20 protein-coding genes are annotated in these 25,641 nt (G+C 45.6%); 1 reads left to right on the top strand and 19 read right to left on the bottom strand.

The window, feature by feature from the left end:
* The 12 genes from DFR59_RS14055 to DFR59_RS14000 form a co-directional block, all read right to left on the bottom strand.
* Entirely contained in the window at positions 1 to 609 is a 609-nt protein-coding gene (locus tag DFR59_RS14055) for a cytochrome c oxidase subunit 3 (RefSeq protein WP_211318564.1), read from the bottom strand.
* Complete coding sequence (gene ctaD / locus DFR59_RS14050; RefSeq protein ID WP_170137282.1) at positions 609 to 2,564, bottom strand: cytochrome c oxidase subunit I; 1,956 nt, start codon at positions 2,562 to 2,564, stop codon at positions 609 to 611. The genes DFR59_RS14055 and ctaD overlap by 1 nt, the downstream gene beginning before the upstream one ends.
* The gene (gene coxB / locus DFR59_RS14045; protein WP_158538394.1) at positions 2,554 to 3,609 is read right to left on the bottom strand and encodes a cytochrome c oxidase subunit II; all 1,056 of its coding nucleotides are present in this window, start codon (positions 3,607 to 3,609) and stop codon (positions 2,554 to 2,556) included. The genes ctaD and coxB overlap by 11 nt, the downstream gene beginning before the upstream one ends.
* A 192-nt stretch (positions 3,610 to 3,801) precedes the next feature.
* Positions 3,802 to 5,094, bottom strand: a complete 1,293-nt coding sequence (locus DFR59_RS14040; RefSeq protein ID WP_114746301.1) for an arsenic transporter — start codon at positions 5,092 to 5,094, stop codon at positions 3,802 to 3,804.
* Between the two features lie 170 nt (positions 5,095 to 5,264).
* Positions 5,265 to 6,536: an Nramp family divalent metal transporter gene (locus DFR59_RS14035; protein ID WP_114746300.1), complete on the bottom strand. Its 1,272-nt coding sequence runs from the start codon at positions 6,534 to 6,536 to the stop codon at positions 5,265 to 5,267.
* Positions 6,537 to 6,882: 346 nt separating this feature from the next.
* Positions 6,883 to 7,731 (bottom strand): alpha/beta fold hydrolase, encoded by an 849-nt coding sequence (locus tag DFR59_RS14030; RefSeq protein WP_114746299.1) that lies wholly within the window; start codon positions 7,729 to 7,731, stop codon positions 6,883 to 6,885.
* 172 nt (positions 7,732 to 7,903) lie between these two features.
* Complete coding sequence (locus DFR59_RS14025; protein ID WP_114746298.1) at positions 7,904 to 9,049, bottom strand: ABC transporter permease; 1,146 nt, start codon at positions 9,047 to 9,049, stop codon at positions 7,904 to 7,906.
* Complete coding sequence (locus DFR59_RS14020; RefSeq protein WP_114746297.1) at positions 9,050 to 10,165, bottom strand: ABC transporter permease; 1,116 nt, start codon at positions 10,163 to 10,165, stop codon at positions 9,050 to 9,052. It abuts the gene before it with no gap.
* A gap of 17 nt (positions 10,166 to 10,182) precedes the next feature.
* Complete coding sequence (locus DFR59_RS14015; protein ID WP_114746296.1) at positions 10,183 to 11,118, bottom strand: ABC transporter ATP-binding protein; 936 nt, start codon at positions 11,116 to 11,118, stop codon at positions 10,183 to 10,185.
* Between the two features lie 114 nt (positions 11,119 to 11,232).
* Complete coding sequence (locus tag DFR59_RS14010) at positions 11,233 to 12,336, bottom strand: sensor histidine kinase (RefSeq protein WP_114746383.1); 1,104 nt, start codon at positions 12,334 to 12,336, stop codon at positions 11,233 to 11,235.
* A 12-nt stretch (positions 12,337 to 12,348) separates the two neighbouring features.
* Positions 12,349 to 13,029, bottom strand: a complete 681-nt coding sequence (locus tag DFR59_RS14005; protein ID WP_114746295.1) for a response regulator transcription factor — start codon at positions 13,027 to 13,029, stop codon at positions 12,349 to 12,351.
* 391 nt (positions 13,030 to 13,420) lie between these two features.
* On the bottom strand, positions 13,421 to 14,143 hold the full coding sequence (locus DFR59_RS14000; protein ID WP_114746294.1) for a DUF459 domain-containing protein: 723 nt from the start codon (positions 14,141 to 14,143) through the stop codon (positions 13,421 to 13,423).
* Between the two features lie 154 nt (positions 14,144 to 14,297).
* Between DFR59_RS14000 and DFR59_RS13995 the strand changes: the two genes are divergently transcribed.
* The gene (locus DFR59_RS13995; RefSeq protein ID WP_114746293.1) at positions 14,298 to 14,834 is read left to right on the top strand and encodes a GNAT family N-acetyltransferase; all 537 of its coding nucleotides are present in this window, start codon (positions 14,298 to 14,300) and stop codon (positions 14,832 to 14,834) included.
* Between the two features lie 170 nt (positions 14,835 to 15,004).
* Here DFR59_RS13995 and DFR59_RS13990 read toward each other — a convergent pair whose 3' ends face one another.
* The 7 genes from DFR59_RS13990 to DFR59_RS13960 form a co-directional block, all read right to left on the bottom strand.
* A complete protein-coding gene (locus DFR59_RS13990) occupies positions 15,005 to 15,565 on the bottom strand; it encodes a lysozyme inhibitor LprI family protein (protein WP_114746292.1) in 561 nt (186 codons plus the stop codon).
* Positions 15,566 to 15,695: 130 nt separating this feature from the next.
* The gene (locus DFR59_RS13985) at positions 15,696 to 16,880 is read right to left on the bottom strand and encodes a PDZ domain-containing protein (protein ID WP_245948494.1); all 1,185 of its coding nucleotides are present in this window, start codon (positions 16,878 to 16,880) and stop codon (positions 15,696 to 15,698) included.
* A 148-nt stretch (positions 16,881 to 17,028) separates the two neighbouring features.
* Positions 17,029 to 18,489 carry a S41 family peptidase gene (locus DFR59_RS13980; protein WP_114746290.1) on the bottom strand — a complete coding sequence of 487 codons (1,461 nt, stop codon included), beginning with the start codon at positions 18,487 to 18,489 and terminating at the stop codon, positions 17,029 to 17,031.
* 102 nt (positions 18,490 to 18,591) lie between these two features.
* On the bottom strand, positions 18,592 to 19,731 hold the full coding sequence (locus DFR59_RS13975) for a trans-sulfuration enzyme family protein (protein WP_114746289.1): 1,140 nt from the start codon (positions 19,729 to 19,731) through the stop codon (positions 18,592 to 18,594).
* Positions 19,732 to 19,773: 42 nt separating this feature from the next.
* Positions 19,774 to 20,355, bottom strand: a complete 582-nt coding sequence (locus DFR59_RS13970; protein WP_114746288.1) for a peroxiredoxin family protein — start codon at positions 20,353 to 20,355, stop codon at positions 19,774 to 19,776.
* On the bottom strand, positions 20,352 to 20,960 hold the full coding sequence (locus tag DFR59_RS13965) for a hypothetical protein (protein WP_114746287.1): 609 nt from the start codon (positions 20,958 to 20,960) through the stop codon (positions 20,352 to 20,354). The genes DFR59_RS13970 and DFR59_RS13965 overlap by 4 nt, the downstream gene beginning before the upstream one ends.
* A 146-nt stretch (positions 20,961 to 21,106) precedes the next feature.
* The gene (locus DFR59_RS13960) at positions 21,107 to 25,384 is read right to left on the bottom strand and encodes an EAL domain-containing protein (RefSeq protein ID WP_158538393.1); all 4,278 of its coding nucleotides are present in this window, start codon (positions 25,382 to 25,384) and stop codon (positions 21,107 to 21,109) included.
* Positions 25,385 to 25,641: the final 257 nt, after the last annotated feature.

Here is a 25,641-nt window from a genome sequence, read left to right as displayed (position 1 = left end):
TCACCCCGCCTTTCCAAATAAATAAACGACGGTGAAAATAAAGACCCAAACGACATCAACAAAATGCCAATAAAGGCTGAAGACCTTTATTTTCAAGGAAGTATCTTCATTCAAGCCCTCTCTGAGCAGATGAAAAAGCAGGACGAGCATCCAGATGCAGCCTGCCAGAACGTGGCTTCCATGGGTGCCTGTCAAAAGGTAAAAAGATGCTAAAAAAGAACTATCCGTTATCCTATACCCTTTTTCCACATACGTTAAAAACTCTTTTATTTCCAATCCAAGGAATCCCATCCCCAAAAGAAGCGTAAAAAGCAGCATGAGGATCATTTTCTTCTTAGTTTTCCCCTGAAGAAAATAACCAGCCATGGCACAAGTGAAGCTGCTTGAGAGCAGGACAATCGTTGATACCGCCGTTTCTTTCAGTTCAAAAAGACCCTCCGGCGATGGACCGGACCCCGTATGACTTTTCAATGTCAGATAGACGCCGAATAATCCGCCGAATATCACCACTTCTGCTGAAATGAAAAACCACATCGCCAGCACTTTGTCTTTGGCTTTTTCCCTTTGCATCTCCTGTAGAGGGGATGACCCGGTTTGAGTTGTCTCCATCATCGGCCCCCCTTCCTTTCTTCCCGCTCTGCCAATTCTTCTGCGGTGATGAAATGTCCGCCTTTATCAGTGAAGGAGCGCCAGATGAGCATCCCGAGAATCAATATTCCTCCCCCGATTTTCACCAGGTTCCAGTCAAAAATGAACCCAAACGCTGTCATAAAGAAAATACCGCTCAGTATCATCGGCTGGACATTGGAAGGCGGGATATGGATCGGCTTCAGTTTTTCAGCAGGCTGAAATGTTCCGTCGCCCTCCATCTTTTCTTTCCAAAAAGCATCAACTCCCCTGACAAACGGTCTTCTGGCAAAATTGTATTCCGGCGGCGGAGACGGTATTGCCCATTCGAGCGTCCGCCCGTCCCATGGATCTCCTGATGCATCTCTCACGCCGTTTCTGCAGCTCCAATAAACCGTATAAATAAAGAAAAGAACACTCAGTCCCATCAGGAAAGCCCCGATCGTACTGATCATATTCAACGTGCCGAGGCCACTATCTTCAAGGTATGTGTACACCCTTCTCGGCATGCCCATTAATCCCATGATGTGCATCGGGAAAAATGTGAGATGAAACCCGATGGCAAACAGCCAGAACTGCCATTTTCCCCTTTTCTCATCCAAAAGGAACCCGAACATCTTCGGCCACCAGTAATAAAGCCCTGAGAAAATCCCTAAGATAGTCCCTCCGACGATGACATAATGAAAATGTCCGACAACGAAGTAGCTGTCATGGTATTGATAGTCTGCAGGCGCCGCTGCAAGCATGACGCCGGTCACCCCGCCCATCACGAACGTCGGGATGAAAGAGAGTGCATAAAGCATGGCGGTATTGAATCGGATCACTCCGCCCTTCAACGTGAACAGCCAATTGAACACTTTAATTCCTGTCGGGACGGCAATCGACATCGTCGAAATGGCAAAAATCGCATTGGATGCAGGACCAAGCCCCACTGTGAACATATGGTGCACCCACACCATAAATCCTAAGAACCCGATAAGAACGATGGCAAAAACCATCGAGGTATATCCAAAAAGCTTCTTTTTGGCAAAGGTGCTGATGACATCGGAGAAAATCCCAAATGCGGGCAGAATCAATATGTAGACCTCCGGATGCCCAAATATCCAAAACAAATGCTGCCAAATCAATGCGTTTCCTGCATCAGCTGACAGAAAGCTTGTCCCGAACAGCCTGTCGAAAGATAACAATAAAAGAGCGACAGTCAGTGCAGGGAAAGCAAATAAAATAAGAAGAGAAGTGACAAGGGTCGACCACGTGAACAAAGGCATGCGGGTGAGCGTCATCCCCTTCGTCCGCTTGTTCAAGATCGTCACAAGGAAATTGATGGCCGTCAGCAGCGTACCGATTCCCGCAATCTGCAGACCGAGGGCATAGTAGTCATTTCCCGGCCCTGGCGAAAACTCCTTCAAAGCAAGAGGGGCATATGCTGTCCACCCTGCAGTCGGAGATCCCCCTAGGATAAAGCTGATATTTACAAGAGACCCGCCTGCAAAAAACAGCCAGAAGCTGAGCGCATTCAAATAAGGAAAAGCAAGATCCCTCGCGCCAATCTGTAAAGGAACAGCCACATTCATGAGTCCAATCAATAGTGGCATGGCCACGAAGAATATCATCGTGGTGCCGTGGGTCGTCATCATCTGGTTGTATTTTTCCCCTTGGAAAACCCAAAATTGATTCTCCGGAAGGGCGAGCTGGACCCTCATGATCAAGGCATCAAGACCCCCTCTTAAAAAGAAAGCCCCTCCAGCAGTCAAATAGAGAATGCCTATTTTGCTGTGATGGGTGGTTGTCAGCCAGCCCCACAGCCACTTCCATTTCTTAAAATAAGTGAGCAATCCCACGCCGATCAATAAAAAGAGGAGGATAGACATGTCAGCAGCCAAAATATCTGAAGGGAAGGTTATCTTTTTCCCCCATAGCGTGTATTTAAGATCCATGACCGCCATCTCCTTTTCCACTGATTCCATCAAGCTCTAAGCTCTGAACGTGCTCTGCCAGCTCCTCTTTCTCCTTCGCGGAAAGGTGTTTGAAAGATGGCATTTCTGTACCAGGCTTATATTTCTTGGGATCATTAATCCATTTCACAATATTTTCTTTCGTATTCGGAAGTACGCTCGCAATCCGGTCATGGTCTGCAAAGCCGGTCAAATTCGGAGCATTCCCACGGCTGATGGTTTCACCGCTTCCATTGACGGCATGGCAGGACAAGCAATTCTTTTTAAATACCTTTTCGCCGGCAGCTGCACTTTCCGTCTTTTGGTTGCCGCTTTCTTTTTGCTTCATAGCCTGCTTCCACTTTTGAAAGTCTTGTTTCGACTCTGCTTTCACGGTAAACAGCATATAAGCGTGCGCTGCTCCGCAAAGTTCTGCACACTTTCCTTCATAGCTGCCTGGTTCATCCGCTTTCACCCATAATCGATTCGTTTTGCCTGGAATCGCATCCATCTTGCCTCCGAGCTGCGGCACCCACAAGGAATGAATCGTGTCATCCGACCGGATCACCAGCACCACATCCTGGTTTGTGGGGATGTGCAGAACATCCGAAGTCTTGATGTCCCCATCCAAATAATGAAATTCCCACCAGAACTGATGGGCCGTCACTTCAATGACCGTTTTCCCTTGGAGATTCTTAGCATCTGCTGCATCTGATAAATGATATGTACTCTTCACCGTAGGAATGGCGATGATGATCAGGATCACAATCGGAATGACCGTCCAGGTGATTTCCAGCTTCTTATTCCCGGAAGGTCCATTCGGAATATGATTCTTTCTCTCCGGCGTGATGCGATATTTCCATAAAAAATAGAAAAACAAAATAAAGACCGTTGCCAGCACGAGAAGCATCAAGTAAATGGTGAGCTGAAACAAATCAAATTCCTCGCGGGCAGCAGGCCCCTTTGGATCCAACACATCAATCCCGCTGCAGCCGGAAAGCGCTGCAATCATGAATATTAAAAAAACAGGCAAAAACCTTTTATACAAAGCCGCTCCTCCCTTCCTCATTACAAACCCTTAATAATATGTTCCATACCACTCCAGTTTTAAACTAAACTTTATTTTTTGTGGAATTGTGGAAGGTGGATAAAATCGGGAGAGCACAGTCACGCCCCGATTTTTGTCGAATGCAAAAAAACCGGCCCGCCAATAAAGGCAGAACCGGTTTCAAACTCAAGTTTATGATAGGAGCAGCAGCCACAGATATAGGCCGGCCAATGTGATGAACAGCACTGGGAGCGTCAGGATGACCCCCACTTTGAAGTAGTAGCCCCATGTAATTTTGACTCCTTTGCCCTTCAATACATGCAGCCACAACAAAGTTGCGAGGGAACCAATCGGCGTCATTTTTGGACCCAAATCCGACCCGATGACATTGGCGTAGATCATCGCCTCTTTAATCACCCCTGATGCATGAGCGTCCGTGATGGCCAGCGCATCAATAAGGACCGTCGGCAAATTATTCATGACGGATGATAGAACCGCGGCCAGGAAGCCCATCGCCATAGTCGATGCAAACAATCCGTGGTGAGCAGCACCCTCCAGGACATCCGCCAACAAGTCGGTCAATCCGACATTCCGCAGTCCATAGATAACAACATACATCCCAATGGAGAAAAAGACGATGGCCCACGGAGCCCCTTTAATGACTTTGCGGACATGCACCGCCTGGCTCCTTCTTGCCATGAGCAAAAAGACAATGGCGATGGCCCCTGCAATGAAGCTGACTTTGACATGAAAGAAGCCGCTGGAAAAGTACCCGATGAGCAAGCCGGCCAGCACAATCCAGGACAGGATAAACAGATCTTTGTCTTTGATCGCTTCTGCAGGCTTTTTCACTTGGGAAGCGTCATAAGAAGCGGGAATCGATTTTTTAAACAACAAATATAGGACCGCCATACTTGCCGCTAGGCTGAATAAGTTCGGAATGATCATCCTTGAGGCATATTCCGAAAAGGAGATATGGAAGTAGTCGGCCGAAACGATATTCACCAGATTGCTGATGGTAAACGGCAATGATGTGGTATCCGCGATGAACCCGCTCGCCATGATGAATGGCAGGAGCATCTTGTCTTTCCAATTGAGCGCCCTGACCATGGCTAACACGATCGGGGTCAAAATAAGCGCAGCGCCGTCATTGGCAAAAAAGGCTGAAACGACAGCACCGAGGAATGTGACATAGAGGAACATTTTCTTCCCGTTTCCATCGGCCAGGCGCGCCATATGCAAAGCCGCCCATTCAAAAAATCCAATTTCATCTAAAATTAACGAAATGATGATGAGTGCAATAAACGTGAGCGTCGCATTCCAAACTATATCTGTCACTTCTACGACATCATGCAGAGATACAACCCCGGCAGCCAAAGCCAAAAGCGCTCCTCCGCATGCCGACCACCCAATCCCCAGGTTTCGGGGCTGCCAGATGACCAGTGTGAGAGTGGCGATAAAAATCAAAACGGCAATCCAAACCAAATGTGTCTCTTCCCTTCGATGAAGCACTTTTTATCTATTATCATTTAATATTCCTTCCCCATTATATAAACAGCTGAAGACGCAGGCAATCTTTTTGAAAAAGGCCCTTTTCTGCAAAAAAAGAGTACAAATCCCATAGAAGGATTCATACTCTTTTTTCGCAAATGTTTTTATAAGCTCTGCGTCAGCAGGAATATATTCAGCACAATGATGACCCCTGCAATGACCCATGCAATGTTCGTGGTCCATTTTGCATTGACGAGGCTTCCCATCAGCTTGCGGTCGCTGGTGAAAAGAATGAGCGGTACAAGGGCGAAAGCAATCCCGAATGAGAGCACCACTTGGCTCAGTACGAGTGCATGCGTCGGATTGACGCCTAAAATGATGATGACGAGCGGCGGCAGCATGGTGATGAATCGGCGCAGATAAATCGGAATCCTTTTTTGGATGAACCCCTGCATCACGACGTCGCCGGAGAGTGTACCTACAGTTGAACTGGATAGCCCTGCAGCCAATAAACCTATTCCGAATAATTGGGCAGAAAACGGACTGATCAACTCGCCAAACTTTTGAAATGCTACATCAAGGTCGGATACATCCAATCCATTTTGGAAAAACAACGCACTCGCTACAATCAGCATGCTTGCATTGATCACGCCAGCCAAGGCCATGGCAATGATGATGTCGACAAATTCAAATCGGAAGATCTTTTTCTTTTCCGAGTCGTTTGTGCCGACCACCCTTTTTTGGGTCAAGGCAGAGTGAAGATAGATGGCATGCGGCATGACCGTAGCCCCTAAAATCCCTGCCGCCAACAGGATGCTGTCGACTCCTTCAAACTTTGGCGTCAATAATCCGGCAACAAGCGGTCCCGCTTCCGGTCTTGAGATGAATACCTGTATACCAAAGGCAACGACAACAATGAGCACCATTCCCGTGATGCCTGCCTCCAGAGAGCGGAGCCCCCTTCTTTGAAGCTCGAGGATGGCGAACGACCCGGCTGCCGCAATCAGAGCAGCGGCAATCATCGGGATATCAAAGAGTAGATAAAGTCCGAGGGCCGCTCCGATAAACTCTGCCAAATCCGTTGCGATGATGACGATCTCCGCCTGGATCCAAAGGAAAATCCGGACCGGGAACGGAAAACGATCCCTGGCCACTTCAGACAGGTTTCTGCCTGTGGCAATCCCAAGCTTGGCAGACATCGTCTGGATCAAAATAGCCATTAAATTAGAAAATAAGATGACCCAAAGCAATAAATAACCGTATCTTGAGCCCGCTGCAATGTTGGTCGCGAAATTCCCCGGATCGATATAGGCGACGGAGGCTACGAAGGCAGGGCCAAGAAACGGCAGCACCCTTTTCCACCCTTTCGTCTTCCCGCTGAGTACCGCTGCAGCCGACGACGTAAGATCTTTCCTTTCAATTGTTCTGTCTTTCATGAAGTATTTCCCCTTTTATATGGTGACTATTTCCGTAAAGATTAATGTTAAAACCCGAACCGATTTCAACGTAAAAATAGCTATGTTTAAATGAAACAAGCATTTTCCTTAGTATAAAAATGTTTCCCGAAGCAAACTTTTATTGTAAAAAAAGTAAGAACCCTATGATTCCTACACTCAAATTATATGCGGTGAAGACCAATTTTGCAATCAATGAAATGCAAAAGGGGCAAGGTCTCTACTTGGCCCCTTTCCCGCCATATGCCATCGTGCCGCGATTTCAGCCATGTAATTTTCTATTCAATTTTTTATGGCTGTAAGAGGCTTTTTCGGAGAAATAAATCCGTCATTGGGGACATTTCTCTTGCAGTTCCTGATAAAATGCCTGTGCTGCCTCTGCGATTTCCCTGCCCTGATTCATCATCATCAAATGGGTGCTTTCCGGGAGAATGACAGTTTTTGAGTATGGAAGAGAGGCACTTTTTGCCTCAATCAATTTAAGCTTCCACTCCAGCCTTTCTTCCTTCTCGGCTGGCATGAATAAGACCGGACATGTGAGGCCCTCATATTGTGACGGGATATCAATATCACATCCTGCAGCCAGCAGTTGTGCAGCGATTTCATTGTTTTGCTGGAACGTGACGGTCCCATTCGGGAGATTATACAGTGGAATTTGATGGGCAATCTTGGCGAACTCCTGCCAATGCTCCTTTGCAAAATAAACAAAATCCTCTTTCGAAATAAACTCCGGATATGGACGCTCAAGCCTTTCCTTCACAAGTTCTTCTTTGGTCCCTTCCCTTTCACCATTCGGACCGATCAAGTTGAGCATGCCTCCATCCACCAGCGTCAACGAACGGACATATGCAGGGAATTTCGCGGCAAGCACAAGCGCCGTTTCGGCTCCGAGCGAGTTCCCGATGAAATGGGCTTTCTCAATTCCCATTGCCTTTATGGCCTCTACTATATCTTTTGCCAGATTCTCCAGTTCATATCCTGTTTCCGGTTTTCCCGATGCCCCGTGTCCCCGAAGGTCCATTGCGATTACATGATAATTCTCTTTTAATAATTCAGCCGTATCCTTCCACACAAATGATGCAAAGATTCCCCCAGGATGAAGGAGAACAACCGGCTCCCCTTTATGGCTGTATTCAAATACAGCAATTTCTGTTTGATTAACATTTATTAGATTCATAAGTTGCTACCCCTTCGCAAAAACGACTAGTCAGTTTATAAAAAGTATAATTTGCACCTTCGCATTATGTCAATATTTTCAGAAAAATGGGACACAGGGACAGGTTCCTTGTCCCACCCCACCCATATGTACAAACAAAAACCCGCCTGAATAGACGGGTTAAGATTCACACTTAAATGAAGTTTCTTGCATTGTTGTTTCGGCCAAAGCGATAGATGGCAACAAGGAAGAAAGCTGCAGCGAATGCCAATAGGATCAAGATGTTCAAATAGATGCTTCCGATGCTGATGCCCTTTTGCAGCTTATCGATGGCTGATAGTGCCCAGTGCTGCGGCAGGAATTCTGCGATTTTCTGCGCAGCATCCGGCATGATGGCAACCGGCCAGAAGCAGCCTGAGAGCATGCAGGTCGGGATGACCAGGAAGTTTTGCAGCGCCCCGAAAGAAGCCGTGCTGGACGTGAATGCGACGATAATCAATCCCAACCCTACTGCGACAAGGGCAAAGACAAGAAGAATGAACAGCATTTCTCCGAACGCCATATTGGTCTCGATATGGAAGACGTTATTCATCATGTAAATCGTAAAGGAGATTTGAACAGCCATGATGATCATATTGACCAAGATATTGGAAAGCACATATTTCCTGGCACTGATCGGTGTGGAAAGCAGCCTGAAGTACGTTCTGTTTTCTTTTTCCTTCAATATGATTTCGGACAGGTTGCCTGCGGACATCAGGAGGAACATCAGCAAGAATCCAATTGTTTGGGACGTCATATCCCGATTTTTCGAAAGGTCCTTCAAGGAAACGGTCTTCATGCTGAAGTTTTCCTTCTGGTAGTTAGCATACATCTCATGAAATGCCTTTTGATCGCCATGAGCCGTTTTTCCGATGGCTGCGACATTATCCAAATACTGATACAAGTACGCTTTGATAAACGAAGTGACCTGCGCCCCTTTAATGGACACCATTTGGATGCCGGATGGATTTCCGTCCATCAGGCTCTGAGTGAAACCTTCGTCAATTTTGATCACAACATCCAGCTTTCCGGATGAAATTTGATCAGCGATGGCAGAATCCTTAATCTCTGTAACTTTTACATGATCAATATTTTTCAAAAAGGAGATGGTTCCTGAAGAAGCTTCTCCTCGATCTTGGCTGGCGATTCCGATATGGATGGTTTGTACGTTTGAACCTCCATACGCCGCGAAGGCAATCAGGATTCCAATCAGCGGCATCCCAAAATAGATGATGAAACTGCGTCTCGTATTGAACGTAACCTTTAACGTATGTCGGATGAGCCAAAGAAGTTCTTTCATTTACAGCCTCTCCTTTCTTCTCATGGCTGTGACTGTCAATAAAAGCAGGACAGCAGCCAGGCCGAAATTAAGCATCATGGCATGATAGGCACCATCGAACTGATTCATGTAAATCGCTCGATTAAGCCCTTCCCTTACCCATGTAATCGGGGATAATTCTAATAAAAAGTGCAGGAATCCATCTCCTTCGATGACAAAATAAGCGCCTCCGAAGAATGAGGAAAGCTGGATAAAAAGTGTGAGAAAGCTGCGAGTGCTTGCACCCGTTTTCATAAGGAAACTGCAGCCGAGCCCCAGACTGATGGCGAAAACAACTTGGGATAGAAGTATAAGTATGACAAGTCCAAGGTGGTCACCCCAATTTGCTTTAAAGACATATTTGCTAAATGCCATGACGGCCAGGATGCAGATTCCGTTCACCGCAATGCAGCCCAACAGTTTTCCAAGGAAGATCTCCCCTTTTGAAACCGGTGAAGCAAGCAGGCGGTCTGCCGTATTTCTTACCCTCTCGCCCCGAATGAGCGTACTAGCGCTTATGGCTGAATACATGGCAATCATGGAAGTCATCGCAATTGCATAATAATCCATCGATCCGACTTGGCGGTCCGATTTCAAGGAAGACTCCTTGATATAGTCATCCTTGGATGGGGCCATGACAGTTGAGATCCCGCTTGGGTCCACTTTGCTGATTTCCGCCGCGGCATTGTACTTTCCGGCATACGAGGAAAGGGCACCGCTAATCATGGATCCTTCAATGCTTGCCCGGTCATTTTCATAAAGGGTGATGCCGTTGTCGTTCAACTCCACATATCCTTCGTAGTTCCCTTGTTTGACTTCTTTCTTCCCGTCCATACCGGACTTTATTTTCTTGAACTCGATTCCTTCTTTTTTCATTGCACCGGCAAACTGCTGGAATGATTCAGAAGCCATTCCTGTGCTGTTATCTTTGTAAAGGACGCGGATATCATCGACGGAAATTTTTTTATCGAAGGCACTGGATAAAGCCGTACCCAGTACAAGCATGAGCACAATGGGAAACGCCAGCATAAATGAAAATGTCCGGACATCCCTGAAGATTGTTTTGAATTCTTTTAGAGCAATATTGAGAATATTCACTTTGCATTCCGCCTCCTTTAGTCTCTTAAATTTCTTCCTGTTAATGTTAAAAAGACCGTTTCCAAATTCGGTTCCTGCTCATCCAGTGATCGGATTTCGAAACCGTTGTTGATGAGGAAGCCGATGATGCTGTTCAAATTATTGATGCCTGTATCGGAATTGACTTTAATCATGTTATCTTCGATTTGCACAGTGTTCACGCCGTGGATTTTCTTCAGATCTTCCAATGGAAGGTTCTCGGCAGACTTTACTTCGATCCAGACATCCTTTGTATCAGTGATGATGGATTTCAGCTGCTCCTTCGTTCCCTCCGCAATGACTTTCCCGTGGTCGACGATGGCGATTTTCGTACAAATTTCCTCGACCTCTTCCATGTAGTGGCTCGTATAAATGATGGTGCATCCCATTTCGTTCAGTTTTTTCACCGATGTTAGGATGTAGTTCCTTGACTGTGGATCAATTCCGACTGTTGGCTCATCCATGATGATGATCGATGGCCTGTGGGCGATGGCGCAGGCGATATTCAAACGGCGCTTCATCCCGCCGGAGAAGTTTTTCGGATAGCTTTTATGCTTATCGCTTAAGCCGACGAATTCAAGGGCCTCTTCCACTCGATCCTTTAATTCCTGGCCGCGGAGTCCGTACAGTCCGGCAAAGAACCTGACATTTTCGTAGGCAGTGAGATCTTCATAGATGGCGAGATCCTGCGGCACCATCCCAATATTCATCTTGGCGAACTTCTTGTGTTTCCGGATATTTTTCCCGAGGATTTCGATGTCGCCATCGTTGCTCTGCAGAAGTCCTGCAATCATATTGATGGTCGTGCTTTTTCCTGCCCCGTTCGAACCGAGGAATCCGAAGATTTCCCCTTCCCTGATGTTTAATGACATATGGTCAACTGCGATGAAGTCCCCAAATTTCTTCGTTAAGTTATTGATTTCTAAAACGTTCATTTTTCCACCCCTAAGTTCTTTATGTTCTCATTATAAAAAAAAGGGGAACTCCCCGGCAGTGCAAGAGTTCACCCTTTTCATATGAGAATATTCACTTTTCATTTATGAGAATCTTCATTCGAGCGGCAGGAGCGTCGTTACAGAGAATCCGCTGCTGCCATCGACGATGATCGTCCCTTTCACAGCAGCCGTCCGTTCCTCCATCCCCATGATCCCGAGGCCCTTTTTCACCTTTTCCGCACCTTTTCCATTATCCTTCACTTCAAAGCGGATGAATTTATTCAACACATTCAGATCAATGGAAACCGCAGTGCCACGGGAATATTTCAGCATATTTGTCAATGCTTCATACACATTCTCATGAATCACTTTCCATTGAATGGGTGTGATCAAATCAATGTTGCCTTTATGGACAAAAACGGTCTGCACATCATTCTTTGCAGCAAATTCATCAAGCAGCAGCTTGATCCGGTGAATCCCCATCTGCTCCACAGGCGGCTTCATGTCTTTTAACGTCAATCGGATTTTTTCAATGCCTTCTTTGGAAATGTGAATCGCATTTTGCAGAAGCTCGACGGCTTTTGTTTGATCCGTTGCAATCAGGCGCTTGGAAGCTTCCATTTGAATAAGGGCCCCCGTCATGGCATGTCCGATGTTATCGTGGATTTCCTGCGATATGCGGTTTCGCTCCTCCAGCTTCACGGTGTATTGGGACTGCTTCAGGAACTCATTGCTGTCATTCATATTTTTGGTCATTTTCTGAAGGGCAGCCCGCTTGGCATCCAATTCCTGATCGTAGATTCTCAACTTTTCCGCAGCTGTACACATCCCCTCAAAAAATAGGAAACTGACTCCTGCAATGAATCCATAGTCCACCCAGATTGATGAATGCAAAAAAAGAATCGGAATAGCAGCACCTAATAACAATGGCCATTTCTTCTCCGTATAATAGCTTAACAGTTCAAACTGATTCACAGGCAGCAAAAAAATAATGGAAGGATGCACTTCATGTGCGGCACCTGCAGCAACAAGCAATGAAAGAACATGCCCGGCTTGAATGGCTTTCGTGTTTTTCACAATATAAACTGCCAGATTGATGCACACATAAAGCAAGAGGGCGAACACTACCCACGATAAATTCTCTTCCTTGGATTGAACCAGTTTGAACATGATAAACAGCAAGATGAACAATTTATTGAAAATCAGCCAGACATCCATAGACATAGCCCTTTACTTCCCTTTTCCCGTCAGATAGTAGATGGCAATCTGCGTCCGATGTTCGAGGCCCGTCTTTGATAGGATCGTCGAAATATAGTTGGCGATGGTCCCCTCTGAGATATAAAGCGTCTTGGAGATTTCCTTATTGGACAGCCCCTTGGCAATCTGCTCCATGATGCTGATTTCCCGCTCCGTGAACATACTTCTATCAATCTTCGACTCTGGCTCTATAGCCTTGGCTTCCTGCAGGTTGGCCCTGATTTTATCAAGCACCACATCCTGCATGACCGTATTCCCATTATGTACACTTTTGATGGCATCCCTTATTCGTTCTGGATCTGTATTTTTCAGGAGGTAGCCTTTTGCCCCATTTTTCACGGCGTCCAATATGTATTCATCATCATCAAATGTGGTAAGGATGAGCGGCTTGGCCATCGTCTGTTCACTGATCAGCTTCGTCGCCTCCACTCCGTTCATGTTCGGCATCCGGACATCGAGCAGGGCCACATCCACCTCATTGGCAAGGCAAAAGTCCACAGCCTCCTTCCCGTCATCAACGGTAGCAAGGATCTCACACTCTTCATACGTGGAAAGAATGATCTTCATCCCCTCCCGAATGAAAGAATTATCATCCGCAATAATAATTTTGATTTTCACAGAATTCCCGTCCTTTAAAAGTTGCTTTTTTACCATTATATACTATCTGAAGGAGGGAAAACGCAAAAAAACAGAGAGGCGAACTCCCTGTTTTTCTTAATTCTGATATGTAGCTGATTACATTCCTACGAAAATTCCCATTAATCCAAGGATGATCGTCACGCCTGTACTCATCCAAACAACATCTTTAAAGTCTACCTTCATCTTAGCTTCTGCCTTTTGATTATCAAACATGTTAAGCATCTCCTTTTTTAATGTGTTTTTCCGTGTCATCCGTGTCAATTGTTATAGTACATATATACCCGGGAGGTAAAAGGCTAAACCATAAAAATGGGAAAAAATCAAATTAATTGTGTGAGGTGCTTTTTGGTGCCTGGTGTCCGGTTTTGTTCGAATGAAAAAGGCCCCTGAAATCAGGGGCACCGTGTTATTTGAAGTTGTATTCCTTCAGGATTCTTTTCGCAATCAGGTCATAGCCTTTTTTGTTGGGATGCAGCGAATCGCTGAAATATTGTGCTGATTTTTCTTTCAAAATGCCATCTGTGGCAATGAATTTTACATTTGGATATTTATCAGTGAAGGAGCGGCTCGTATCATTCCACTCATCAACAACGCTTTGGATTTTCTGTGAATCCGGATATGGGTTATACAAACCTAAAAACAAGATCGGGGCATCTGGATTTTTGTCCCTGATGATTTTAAAAATGTTATCCAAGTTATTTAAATAGTCCTTCTTCCCTTGATCGATTTTAGCTTGATGGATTTCCGAAAGGTTCCCGCCGTTGCTTTCGATTAAGTCATTCGTTCCTATGAACATAATGATATAATCTGCGTTACTTAGGCTTTTGCGCGCCTTTCCATATTTCAATTGATGGAGGAGTCCATCTGTCTGCTGGTCAGGAATCCCGAAGTTCGAGACTTTTACGATTCCCTTGTGTTTTTTCGAAAGGACTTTTTGAAGATCGCCCGCATATCCTCCCTCTGGCCTGTCATTCAACCCATAGGTCAAGGAATCGCCGAGTGCTGTAACTCTAGATGTTGTCATTTTCTCTTTTGCTTCTTTATCCTTTTTATTACTCAGCGCCATCGCCCAGGAAAGGATCGCTCCAGCAATGACCACAATTAGTATAATCGTGATGAATTTTTTCATAATACCCTCCTATGTCTATGATAGTTGCTTCCCTCTTGCAGCATATTTCAAACTGGAAACTATAGGTTCTTCGACTCCATTTAAGTTCGTCATTGTCTATTGTTTGTTTTAAAATGGATTTATATGAACATTCACTACATGAGGAGGGAAAATAATGAATCTAACTTATGAAGTTTTATCAGCAGACGACGCGGAAAAGTGCAGGGATTTGTGCAACGAATTGATGGTCTTTCAAAAATCAAAAGCTTCTATCACCCCTGAGCTGTTCGACAGCATGAACTTTGAAACAAGGATGATCCCTTCGGTTGAAAAAGCCATCCATAATTATATCGTGCTGGTGAAAGATGGCGAGAAACCTGTCGGCTACGTCTATTCCAACATTTCGCCAAAAAAAGCCTACGACAGCAACTTTGCCGTTTTCTTTGACATGGATTCCGTCAGCCGCCAAAATGTCGGCTGCCTATCCCAGTTCTACATCAAAGAGGAATATCGGAAATACGGCGTGGGGTCGAAGTTGTTCAACATGTCCATGGAATGGCTGAAGCAATTCGAGGATGTGGAAGATTTGTTCATTTTTGTGTCGAACGGAAATGAAGATGCCTTGGAATTTTACAATCGAAAGGGTTTTGCGGTGAGTCATCAAATATTGGATGGGTTTATCACGGTTTTGAGGAATAAATCTGCGGGGTAACTCCTCTCACTATTTTACATATTTTGGATTGCTGAGCGGTTATCGCCGAAAGTGCGGCGGTCGAGCCCGAAAGTTGAGCGGTTAACTCAAAAAGTGCGGCGGTCAAGCCCGAAAGTTGGGAGCAAACACCCCGAACCCCGGTCGACCACCGCACCTCAACAAGATAATGATTATTTCATATATTTTTCAACCAATTCAAAGCATCGATCAGCTGTCAGGTTGTTTTCAACTGCGACATACTCTAATTGTTCCTGCGTGCCGCCTTTGTATTTCAAGGACGCCTCTTTCGCCGTCTTATCCCTGTACTTGATCCATTCACGCTGTTCTTTTCTGACCTGGTCCATCTTATCGGAAGGAAGCTGTTTGATTAAGACTTGATAAATTTCATTCAGCAATCCGTCCCATTTATCGAACAAGTTCCCTTCTATGTTCTTTAATGCATATGTACTGCTGTCTGTCGGGTTTTTACGCATTTCTTCCGTTTCTTTTTTGGCTTCGTTTAGTTTCTTGAGATAGTCTTCCTTTAGACTCCCCGTGTTCGCGGAGGAGTCTTTTTCGGTTTGTTCAGTTGTATCATTCTTTTCATTATCTTCTGGAGGATTTGTGTTTTCAGCAGATTGAGTTTCTTTCTGCTGGTTGTCAGACTCTTCATTTGATTTTTCCGAGGAGTTTCCGCAGGCGGCCAGGAGCAAGATTAATACCATCGCCATTCCTATGAATGATTTTTTCATTTACAACTACCTTTCTTCTAAAATGATTTATATATATTCACCTTAACATATTTTCCCTATTCAAATCTCCCCATATAAAAACCGAGCATGGAATCATTGCGATTCATGCTCGGTTTCGGGATCAAAATTTTTAAATTGCATCCTCGTGCCAGCGCTGGTTCTTTTCAATAAACAAAACGCCGAGTTCATGATGCTCGCCTTCGTACAAGGCGCACTGGGTGAAGCGGATCTGTCCGTTTACGTCGATGACGACGAGCTTGCAGTGGGCGCTGTTCTGCTGCAGCGCCTGGTAGAAGCCGCGTTCATCCGACACTTCCATGCCGTTGACCTTTTGGATGGTTTCCCCGATTTGCAGGGCCATTTTGGCTGCCGGCGAACCTGGAAGAACGCCGAGCACAGTCAATCCGGTAGATTTCGGAGAGAAGTAGAACGGATGACCCTGTTCATGAATTCGATGGCGGTAAGAAATGATTTCCCTTCCCAGCAAGGCTGCTGCGGAAGCAATCACAGCCAGGATTGGCACCCATAATGCTCCAGCGGCAATGGCCAATACGAGAATTCCAAGCCACAAAACGTTTTTTCCGACCTGTTTGATGGCGATCACAGGAAGGGTGCTTTGAATGCGAAGCTGGAATCCGACCATGAACGGGACGAGCAAAATCGAATAAGTTTCGGATCCCCAATGAACGACGGGCCACCAGCTGAATGGCGGCGTGATATCTCCTGTCGGAATGAGCAGGAATAATGGGACAACCCACAGTCTTCTTGCCTGATGAGCACCGACCGTCAATCCCCTAGGACTTTTGCGAAGCCGCGGCGACGTGTTGTGCGCACCGTTTCGGAAAACAAAAAGTCCTTCCGCAATAAGCAGGAATCCTAAAAGAAGCGCAATCCCAGTGAGAAAGGCGCCATCCATGTTTGAAAAATCAAGGAATGGGATGGCCCAGTTAAAATAGCTCCCCGCAAGCAGCAGGAAAAAGGAAAGACCGATCGTATAAGCCGGCGACAGTAGACGAAACCCCATCGGGAGACTCATGAGAAATGTCATGACTCCGATCACGATGATTGCCGTTGTCGGCAGCGAAAAGCCTGTGCCGATGGAAATGATAGAGTAAATCAGACCAATCAGCAGGCTGAGCGGAAAGACATAACGCAGTTCGAGGAAAATATCGTAGACCCGGACATGGAAATCCTTCCGTTCCCTCTTGACCCTGAGGACACCCGCAGTTACTGCAAGAATAATAGAATAATAAAACAAAGGATTGAGAAAGAACTTCCCGAACCCTTTCAAAAGCTCGACCAACCAAACCTGCACCAACGTAAAATCACCATCCCTAACACCAGCTATGTAAAACACTCCGATTATATTACTATCTATTCTACCAAATACCCGGCGATAAACCTATCCATAGTTTGGCCTGAAAAAAAGAAAAATCGGGAGGCGCCTCCCGATTTTTGTCGATTTATTTGGTGATGATGCGGAGTGCTGCCTGGAGCTGGATGTCGTTGTCATCCTTTTGCATAGCGTCGGCGATTTTCTTTTCAAGCAGTCGAGCGGTTTTTTCATCCAGGACGCCGGTGTCTCTCAGCTTATTCTGGATTTGGAATGCAGCAACGGCTTTTTGAGTCTGCTGGCTGTAGTAGCCGTCGATCCGGCCCGGTCCGTACCCGAGTCCCTGCAGCATTTCCTGCGCATTTTTCACCTGTTCGCTGTTCATATCAAGCTTGAGCGGCTCCTCGATTTGGAGCGGGTGAGCCGAGAAGTATTCAGGCTGCCTCACGGTGATATTCGGCTCGATCCCTTTATGATGGATCCAGTTTCCATTCGGCGTCAGCCATTTGTACATCGTGAGTTTGATATTGCTTCCGTCCTTCATGGAAACGGCTTGCTGGACGGTTCCTTTTCCGAATGTTTTTTCTCCGACAAGGGTGTAGCCTTCCGCTTCTTTCAAGGCTCCTGCCAGGATTTCAGCAGCGGAAGCACTGCCTTTATCCACTAGCACGACGATCGGATAGGGCTTGCTTTTTTTCAATGTAGAGAAATAACGAAGCTTCTCGCCATTGCGCTCTTCAATTTGGACGTATGGCTTCGTATCGGTCACAAATTGCTTCAGGATTGCCTCGACACTGGACAGAAAGCCTCCCGGATTGCCACGGACATCGAGAATCAAGCCATCGATTTTTTTCTCTTCCAATCCCTTTAATGCTTCGGAAAAGTCCTCTGCCGTATGCTCGGCAAATGAAGTGATTTCGATATAGCCAATTTGTTTTCCGTCTTCTTTTTTCATCTTGGCATGGACCGTTTCAACCGGAATTTCGTCCCGCTTCACGGATATGTTCAACGGTTGGGCTGCACCTTCCCTGGCAATCTCCAATTTTACTTCTGTCCCTTTCTTTCCTCTAATCTTCAATGTTGCTTCATATAAATCGAGCCCTTCGACCGATTCCCCGTTCACCTTCAGGATTTGATCCTTCGCCTTCAATCCCGCTTTTTCTGCTGGGGAATTTTTGAAAGGGGACATGATCATGATTTTTCCGTCCTGCATGGTGATTTCCGCTCCGATTCCTTCAAATGAAGAAGAAAGGGAGTCGTTGAACTGTGCGGCCGTTTTGGCATCCATATAAACAGAATATGGATCCTTAAGGGTTTCGACCATTCCGGTGATGGCCCCCTGTATGAGCTGATCCGGCTCCACTTTTTGAACGTAGCGGTCAAGGATCAGGTTATAGGCTTGTTCGAGTTTTCCCCATTCTGCATTTGCAGTAAGGTCTTTTCCGACTGCTTTCTTCTCTGTCTTTTTTTCCTCTTTGGCAGCCGGTGATCCAGTTTTTTCGTATCCTGCCAACATCAATCCTCCATAAGCTCCCCCCGCTCCGATCAGCAGACAGCACGATGTCCATATTGCCAGCCATTTCCGATTCATATTCATCCTCCTTTGCCATTGAATATAAAAACACCGCACCAAACGAAGTGCGATGTCGTGGTAGTTCAATATATGCAAGGGATGGACGAGTTATGAGAGGGTTTATGCTTCGAGAGCAGTATCCAGAGCTTTTTCAAACTGAGCGATGATATCGTTGGCACCCTCGATCCCGACAGAAATCCGAACGACGCGCTCATTGATCCCGAGCTTCTCGAGTGCTTCAGGCGGCAGTGCGCGGTGGGACGTTCCGAGCGGGTAAGAAACGGTTGTTTCAACGCCAGCAAGGGATGGAACGATTTTGATCCAATCAAGCGCATCAAAAAACGTGCGGTGATTTCCCTTCTCAGAAAGTTCTATCGTGACGATTGCGCCTTTCCCTTCAGGGGACACTACCTCCGGATAATAAACGGTTTTGACCCCATCATGCTTTTTAAGTGCATTCGCAAGGGCTTCCGCATTGGAAGACTGGCGCTCCATTCTCAGCGCAAGGGTCTTGATCCCCCTGCAGGCAAGCCATGCTTCAAATGGGCTGAGATTCATACCATAGTTGACCACTTTTTCGCGCGCCTTCTGGATCAATTCTTCATCCCCCGTAAGCACACCCGCCGATACATCACTGTGCCCGCCGATATATTTCGTAGCGCTGTGGACGACCAGGTTCACGCCAAGCTGATATGGCTTGAGAAGTAAGGGCGTTGCAAATGTATTGTCGATCATGGTCTTTAGCCCGAATTCTTTCCCTAAAGCAGCGACCATTTTCAAGTCCTCTACCCTTAAAAACGGATTCGAAATGCTTTCAGAGAATAATAGCTTTGTATTCGGTTTGATGGCTGCACGAATCTCTTCTTCATGGCGGAAATCAACAAATGTCGTTTCCACACCCATGGATTTCAATTCATGATTAAGCATATGATAGGTGCCTCCGTACACATCATCCGCCGCTACAATGTGTTCCCCGCTTTGGACGACAGACAGGAACCCGGCCAAAATGGCGGACAAGCCGGATGAAGCGGCAACCCCTGCAGGCGCTCCTTCAAGCTGCGCAACAGCTGTGCCCAGTTCATCTGTATTTGGATTCCCTGTGCGTGTATAAAGATATGGAGACTTCCCTTCATAAAAACCTTCCAATTCATCAAGAGAATCGAAACGAAAAACGGACGTCTGGTAAATCGGAGATGTTTTGCTTTTGATCGGTTCGCGTTCTTTGGATGTACTATGTACTGATTTTGTATGAAAATCCATGGTCAAATCCACCCCTAAAAGTTTATGAGACCATTATACACCCTACTCGATATTTTTCAGCAAATCACTCATCATTTCTTCATTCATCGGCCCAACGATTTTTTCCCTGATCACACCTTTGGAATCAATGATGTACGAAGTTGGGATCGCAAATGCCCCGTATTTGGAACCGATATCTCCAGCAGAATCCAGCAGCACTGGGAACGGCATTTTATATTCTTTAACAAAATTCCTGATTGTCTCCTCGCCCTTGTCCTGTGCAGTCAAATTTACAGCAACAATTTCTACGTTGGAAGACTTTGCGTTCTCACCATAAAATTTCACCATATGAGGAATCTCAGCTTTGCATGGCGGACACCATGTCGCCCAGAAATTTAAAATGACCTTCTTCCCGCGAAAATCAGACAAACTTTTCTCCTTGCCCTCCAGCGTCTTCAAAGTAAAATCAGGCGCCACATCCCCCTTACCCAGCCCGGAAGACTGCAGTTCAGATGAGGGAGAAGCCTCTTGTACCGGAGTAGAAGGTTCATCATTCGCCCGATCTTTATATGTATTCAAAACAAGAATAATGGCAATGCCCAGCAGCAGTACCATGACGATCATCGAAAATAGCCTTTGATTCATATCTTGACCTCCTTTTTTAATAATATGGCAAACACACCAAATAAGACGAGGTAAACGAGCATGCTAAAACTGGCCAGCTTTCCTTCTAATGCATAAATGATTCCTTGGAGCAAAAGGAATAAAATGGACATCTGGAACATCCACATTCTATCGTTCCACTTCCTCCAAACGAACAGAGCCACTACCACAAAAACGGCTAATGATGCGTAAAATCCAATGCCGGTCTGATTGTTCAAAATCCGGCTTGCCAATTCGTAAAGCATGACCTGATAAACAGTGATGCCGAAAAGGATTGCAGTAGAGAATCGCTCCTTTTCGATTTTCCGATAAAGATAGAGCATCGTTAAAGCCAGTCCAAAAATGAACCCTTTCCTCCCGCCATGAAAATAAAGCAGCGAAATCGGATTCGAAACAGTTCCTTGGAAATCGAAGATCAGTTGGCTCAGCTTCCAGGAAGCAAGCAGCAGCAATAACGCGTTGCTGTATATATCCGCCAGCTTTCCTTGCTTGATCAAATATGTCAAAAGTACAGCCAGGACGCCTGAAAAAACAAAGGCACCCCATGTTGCAGGGAACGTAAAAGCCCCGATATGATACCATTCCATTCGCACTCATCAACCCGCTTTATTCGAGATTATGAACATAGAAAATCCGCCCCATATTGGAACGGACTTCAAATACCGTTATAGGTATATTTAGTTTACCTTATCGCTTACTGAAAAGAAATGGACAAGTCCTGCTACGGACGATTTCAAGAAATCATCGGCATGTTTTCGCATACCGGCAATCTGATTTCAACGATCGTGCCTTTTCCTTCTTCGCTTGAAATGTGGATGGCCCCTTTATGTTCCTTAATGATGCGGAAGGACACCATCAATCCAAGGCCTGTACCTTTCTCTTTATTGCTGTAGAAAGGCTCGCCCAGACGATCGATGCGTTCCTGGCTGATGCCCAATCCATTGTCCTGTATCCTGATCACCAATTCTTCTCTTTCCTGAAGGGTGGAAATCGTTAATAGCCCTCCATTCGGCATGGCTTCCATACTGTTCTTGGCCAAATTAATAAAGACCTGCTTAATTTGATTTTGATCGCAGATGACAAGAGGATTTTCAGCGTTTTCCATGAGAACAATCTCAACCTGATTCAATAGGGCCTCAGATTCAATGAAAGCAGCCATATTCCGAATTAGCTGGTGCATATTCGTTTCTTTCCATTCAATGGCCTGCGGCTTCGCAAGTGTCAGGAATTCCTTGATGATTTCCTCCAGGCGATTGAATTCTGCCAAAATGACATCGAAGTATTCATCCTTCACCATGCCCCGCTGAAAAAGCTGGACAAAACCCTTGATGGACGTAATCGGATTTCGTATTTCATGCGCTACGCCTGCCGCCAGTTCACCGACGACCGACAACTTTTCTGATTTCCAAAGAAGCATTTCCGCTTCCCTCTTTGCTGTTATGTCACGAGAGACAATGACGACATTCCGGATTCGTCCTGCTTCATCCATGATCGGGGTGCCTGTTGCTTCAATCAAGATCCAGTGGCCATCGGCATGGTAGGAGCGGTACTCAGCCTGAACCGTGGCCCTTTTATGGAAAATTTCTTTGAAACTTGCTGCCACGGATTCAAGGTCATCCGGATGGATATAGTCCCAAACTCCCTGCCCTGTTATTTCACTTGGCATGATCCCGAGTACATTTTGATGGGAAGGGGAAGCATAGAAAATTTCTCCCTTATCATCAACCAGGGTGATTAAATCCGTCATATTTTCCGCGATGAGGCGATATCTCTCCTCACTATCCATCAAAGCTTTCTCAAAAAGCTTCTTCTGCGTGATATCGACGCACGACGCAATGACTTCTTTAATTTCTCCATTACGCCTTAATGGACTTAATGCTGCAAAATAGACAACCCCTTGCATTTCGCCTTCATAAGCCACATTTTCTTCGCCATTCCAAGCACGTTCGTAATACTTGGTTTTTCGGATGGCGATTTCCTCAGGAGCAAATTCGATTAATTCCTTCCCGATTACTCTCTCCGGGGTCAGACCCAGCTTATAAAGCAATTCCCCATCCGCCAGTGTATGTATGAATTTCCCGCTCACTTTTCTAATCTTAAATGTCATCCCCTGCTGCAGCCTTACCGTTTCCTGAAGCTCCTGGCGCGCCATACGGAGGGATTCCTCGTACCACATGCGGTTATTCACGTCCTGTGAAATGCCGTATTCCGTAACAATCTGCTTCATTTCCTCTACTTTAATCAGCCACTCATCACCAGGAAGCGGCCTTGAAAACAGGAAGCCCTGGCCGCTGTCGCAAAGATTATTTTGGAGGAACATCAATTCATCGATTGATTCCACCCCTTCTGCGACCACATTCAGGTTTAAGTTATGCGCCATGGAGATCATCGTTTTAACGATCGTTTCGTTTCGCGGATTCACCCTCAGGTCGTGGATGAACGATTTATCGATTTTGAGTGTATCGACAGGGAATTCCTTGAGATAGTTCAAGGAACTGAATCCGGTTCCAAAATCATCGATGCTGATTAAGATGCCAAGCTTCTTGAGCTCTTTCAGGATAAAGATCGCGCGTTCAATGTCCGTTGTCATGCTTTCGGTGATTTCAAGCTCTAAAAACTGCGCCGGCAGACCCGATGCATCGAGTGCTTCTTTCACCGTCTGAATAATGCTCAATTGAGAAAACTGCCTTGCGGAAAGGTTGACGGATACGACAAGGTCGGTAAATCCTTGATCATGCCATTTTTTATTGGCTCTGCAGGCTTCGATCATCGTCCATTTCCCAATCGGCAGAATTAATCCTGTCTCCTCCGCAATCGGAATAAAGTGATTCGGCGGAATCATATCTAGGACCGGATGCATCCATCGAATTAACGCCTCGACGCCTTCTACTTTCCCTGTCTTCAAATTGATCTTTGGCTGATAATGAAGGATAAGTTCTTTTTTCTCCAACGCTTTATGAAGATCCATTTCAAGTTTTAAAGGATTGTAGAGTTTCTCGTTCTCAAGAGATGAGTAGAAGCGATACGTGCTTTTTCCTGCTTTCTTCGCTTGATACATGGCAAATTCGGCATGTTTCATCAAGGTTTCAAACGCATCCCCATCCTCAGGGAACAGACTGATCCCGATGCTTGGGGAAGTAAAAATATCATATTCCTGTATCTTGAAAGGAGCTGTGATTTCCTCAATCAATTTCTCTGCAAGGTGAAGGGAGCTCTCCCGGCTGCCCGAGTCAAAGAGAATGATAAATTCGTCGCCGCCTGGACGGAAGATCACGTCCTTCTCTGTGAGGCAAGATTTAATCCTCACCGTCACTTCTTTCAAAAGCTTGTCCCCTACCTGATGCCCCATCGTATCATTGATGACTTTGAAACGATCGAGATCCATGCAGAATAAGGAGAATGATCCATTTGCCTCCCTGCTCTTTCCTATCGCTTCTTCAATTTTTGTTTCGAGCATATTACGGTTGGGCAAACCGGTGAGGTAATCGTGGAAAGCCAGCTGCTTAATGAGTTTCGATGCTTTTCTCTGCTCGGTGATATCCTTTGCGATTCCATAGACTCCAACGATTTTTTTATCCACAATAATCGGAAGGCTTGTCACATGCAGGTAGATTTTCTCTCTATTTTTATTTATTATCGCAACTTCTGCTTTCAAAGGATTCCCTTGCATAGTGCCTCTAAACAAATCGATGCAGTCTTCCAGGTTTTCTTCACAAACGAGTTCCTTGAAAGAATGCTTAAGGAGTTCATCCCTTGTATAGCCTGACAGCGTTTCACATGCATTGTTGACACTGGTGAAAACCCCTTTTTCATCTAAGGAGTAGACAGCATCTGCATTATATTCAAACAACGATTTGTATCGCTGCTTATTTTCCATGAATTTTTTCTGAAGCCTGGTTCTTTCTGTAATGTCCCTTCCAATGACCATGAAAGCTTTCTTGCCTTCAAAATCAACAGATGTAAACGTTCCTTCTATCAGCAGTTCACGCTTGTCCAATGTACAGATGGTAAATTGATAACAAGTGGTTTTCTGGCTGGTTAGCCTTAGTTCATCCATGAATTGCCGGAATCTTTCATTGTCTACCATGTGAATGAACTGCCCGATTTGGCAATGAAGGAGATCTTCAGCCTTTTCTGCACCCAATCCCTTGATTGCAGAAGGATTAGCCATGACGATTTTTTCTTGTTGAATGACGATGACTGCGCTCGGCGTTACATTTACCAAGTGGCTGTAGCGCTCTTCGCTTGATTCGTAGTCTTGCTTGATCGCGTCTAATTTGACGCGCTGGATTTGAAAACGGTCAGAGATAAAGAAGCTGAAAATAAAAATGAATAATATCAGGGTTGTGAAAGTTCCTAAAGCCAGCGAAAGGAAAACGGTGCTCCCTTTCGTACCGGGGTGCATGGAAGCTTCAATGGAGGTTCCGGCCATCGCCGTAAAATGCATGACGAGAACGATTAACGCCAATAGACTTCCGGCAGCCACTTTCAGTCTGAAGGATGTGGGAGCCTCCTTCGACAGTGTCATCTTATGTATCCATAAATAGAGAATGGCACATCCGAGTAACGGAATCAGGACAGAAACCCCCGTATAGCCCGGCGAATAGATTACATCTCCTTTAACTGCTTCCATGGCTAAGTAATGGACCAGGACAACCCCCACACCTGTCCAAAGACCGGCTAAAAGCTTGATGTCCCCGCGATCCCCCGCTTTAATACATAGGTATAAGGTGATCCATGCAGCTGCAATCGACACAACCAGCGACAAAAGAACGTACTCCCAGTAGTAATAAATGTCGTATGAGTCCATAGCCATCATCGCAAGGAAATGGGTGGTCCAAATCCCGACTCCGATGACAATCGCTCCGATTCCCATCCAGATTGGCTTGTTCAATTCTTTTTTACTATAAAGTCGAAAATAGATATCTACCCCTGTGTAGCAGGATAAAATGGACACGACTACAGCTAGAAGAAGCAATATACCATTGTAGTGGCCTATGAATAAATGCATGGGCATCACACCTTTTCCTATTGATTGATGCATGATTTGCAAGTTACGATTCTACAGATAGATCATGTGATTGATATTTTAAATATCGGCTTATTATCTCTATTTTAAAGAAAAAACGACTCCTTTACATCATAATTTTCAGACTTTTCTATGATTTAATAAAATCGAGTAGGCGCATGAATGATTCATGCGCCTCTCACAGATCCGTACGTGCGGGTCATCGCATACGGCTCCTCCATATTATCCCCGCTGGGGAT

The organism is Falsibacillus pallidus, assembly GCF_003350505.1.
Lineage (GTDB): Bacteria > Bacillota > Bacilli > Bacillales > DSM-25281 > Falsibacillus > Falsibacillus pallidus.
Note: the sequence above shows the minus strand (reverse complement) of the source record. Positions and strands in the feature narration are given on the sequence as shown.

Excerpts from the sequence above, each read along its gene's own strand:
- DFR59_RS14010 (WP_114746383.1), bottom strand. The coding sequence starts at position 12,336 with ATGGATGTCTGGCTGATTTTCAATAAATTGTTCATCTTGCTGTTTATC.
- DFR59_RS14035 (WP_114746300.1), bottom strand. The coding sequence starts at position 6,536 with ATGAAAGACAGAACAATTGAAAGGAAAGATCTTACGTCGTCGGCTGCA.
- DFR59_RS14030 (WP_114746299.1), bottom strand. The coding sequence starts at position 7,731 with ATGAATCTAATAAATGTTAATCAAACAGAAATTGCTGTATTTGAATAC.
- DFR59_RS13975 (WP_114746289.1), bottom strand. The coding sequence starts at position 19,731 with ATGGATTTTCATACAAAATCAGTACATAGTACATCCAAAGAACGCGAA.
- DFR59_RS13990 (WP_114746292.1), bottom strand. The coding sequence starts at position 15,565 with ATGAAAAAATCATTCATAGGAATGGCGATGGTATTAATCTTGCTCCTG.
- DFR59_RS13995 (WP_114746293.1), top strand. The coding sequence starts at position 14,298 with ATGAATCTAACTTATGAAGTTTTATCAGCAGACGACGCGGAAAAGTGC.
- DFR59_RS13960 (WP_158538393.1), bottom strand. The coding sequence starts at position 25,384 with ATGCATTTATTCATAGGCCACTACAATGGTATATTGCTTCTTCTAGCT.
- DFR59_RS14000 (WP_114746294.1), bottom strand. The coding sequence starts at position 14,143 with ATGAAAAAATTCATCACGATTATACTAATTGTGGTCATTGCTGGAGCG.
- DFR59_RS14005 (WP_114746295.1), bottom strand. The coding sequence starts at position 13,029 with ATGGTAAAAAAGCAACTTTTAAAGGACGGGAATTCTGTGAAAATCAAA.
- ctaD (WP_170137282.1), bottom strand. The coding sequence starts at position 2,564 with ATGGATCTTAAATACACGCTATGGGGGAAAAAGATAACCTTCCCTTCA.
- DFR59_RS14025 (WP_114746298.1), bottom strand. The coding sequence starts at position 9,049 with ATGAAAGAACTTCTTTGGCTCATCCGACATACGTTAAAGGTTACGTTC.
- DFR59_RS13965 (WP_114746287.1), bottom strand. The coding sequence starts at position 20,960 with ATGGAATGGTATCATATCGGGGCTTTTACGTTCCCTGCAACATGGGGT.
- DFR59_RS13980 (WP_114746290.1), bottom strand. The coding sequence starts at position 18,489 with ATGAATCGGAAATGGCTGGCAATATGGACATCGTGCTGTCTGCTGATC.
- DFR59_RS14055 (WP_211318564.1), bottom strand. The coding sequence starts at position 609 with ATGGAGACAACTCAAACCGGGTCATCCCCTCTACAGGAGATGCAAAGG.
- DFR59_RS14015 (WP_114746296.1), bottom strand. The coding sequence starts at position 11,118 with ATGAACGTTTTAGAAATCAATAACTTAACGAAGAAATTTGGGGACTTC.
- DFR59_RS13970 (WP_114746288.1), bottom strand. The coding sequence starts at position 20,355 with ATGAATCAAAGGCTATTTTCGATGATCGTCATGGTACTGCTGCTGGGC.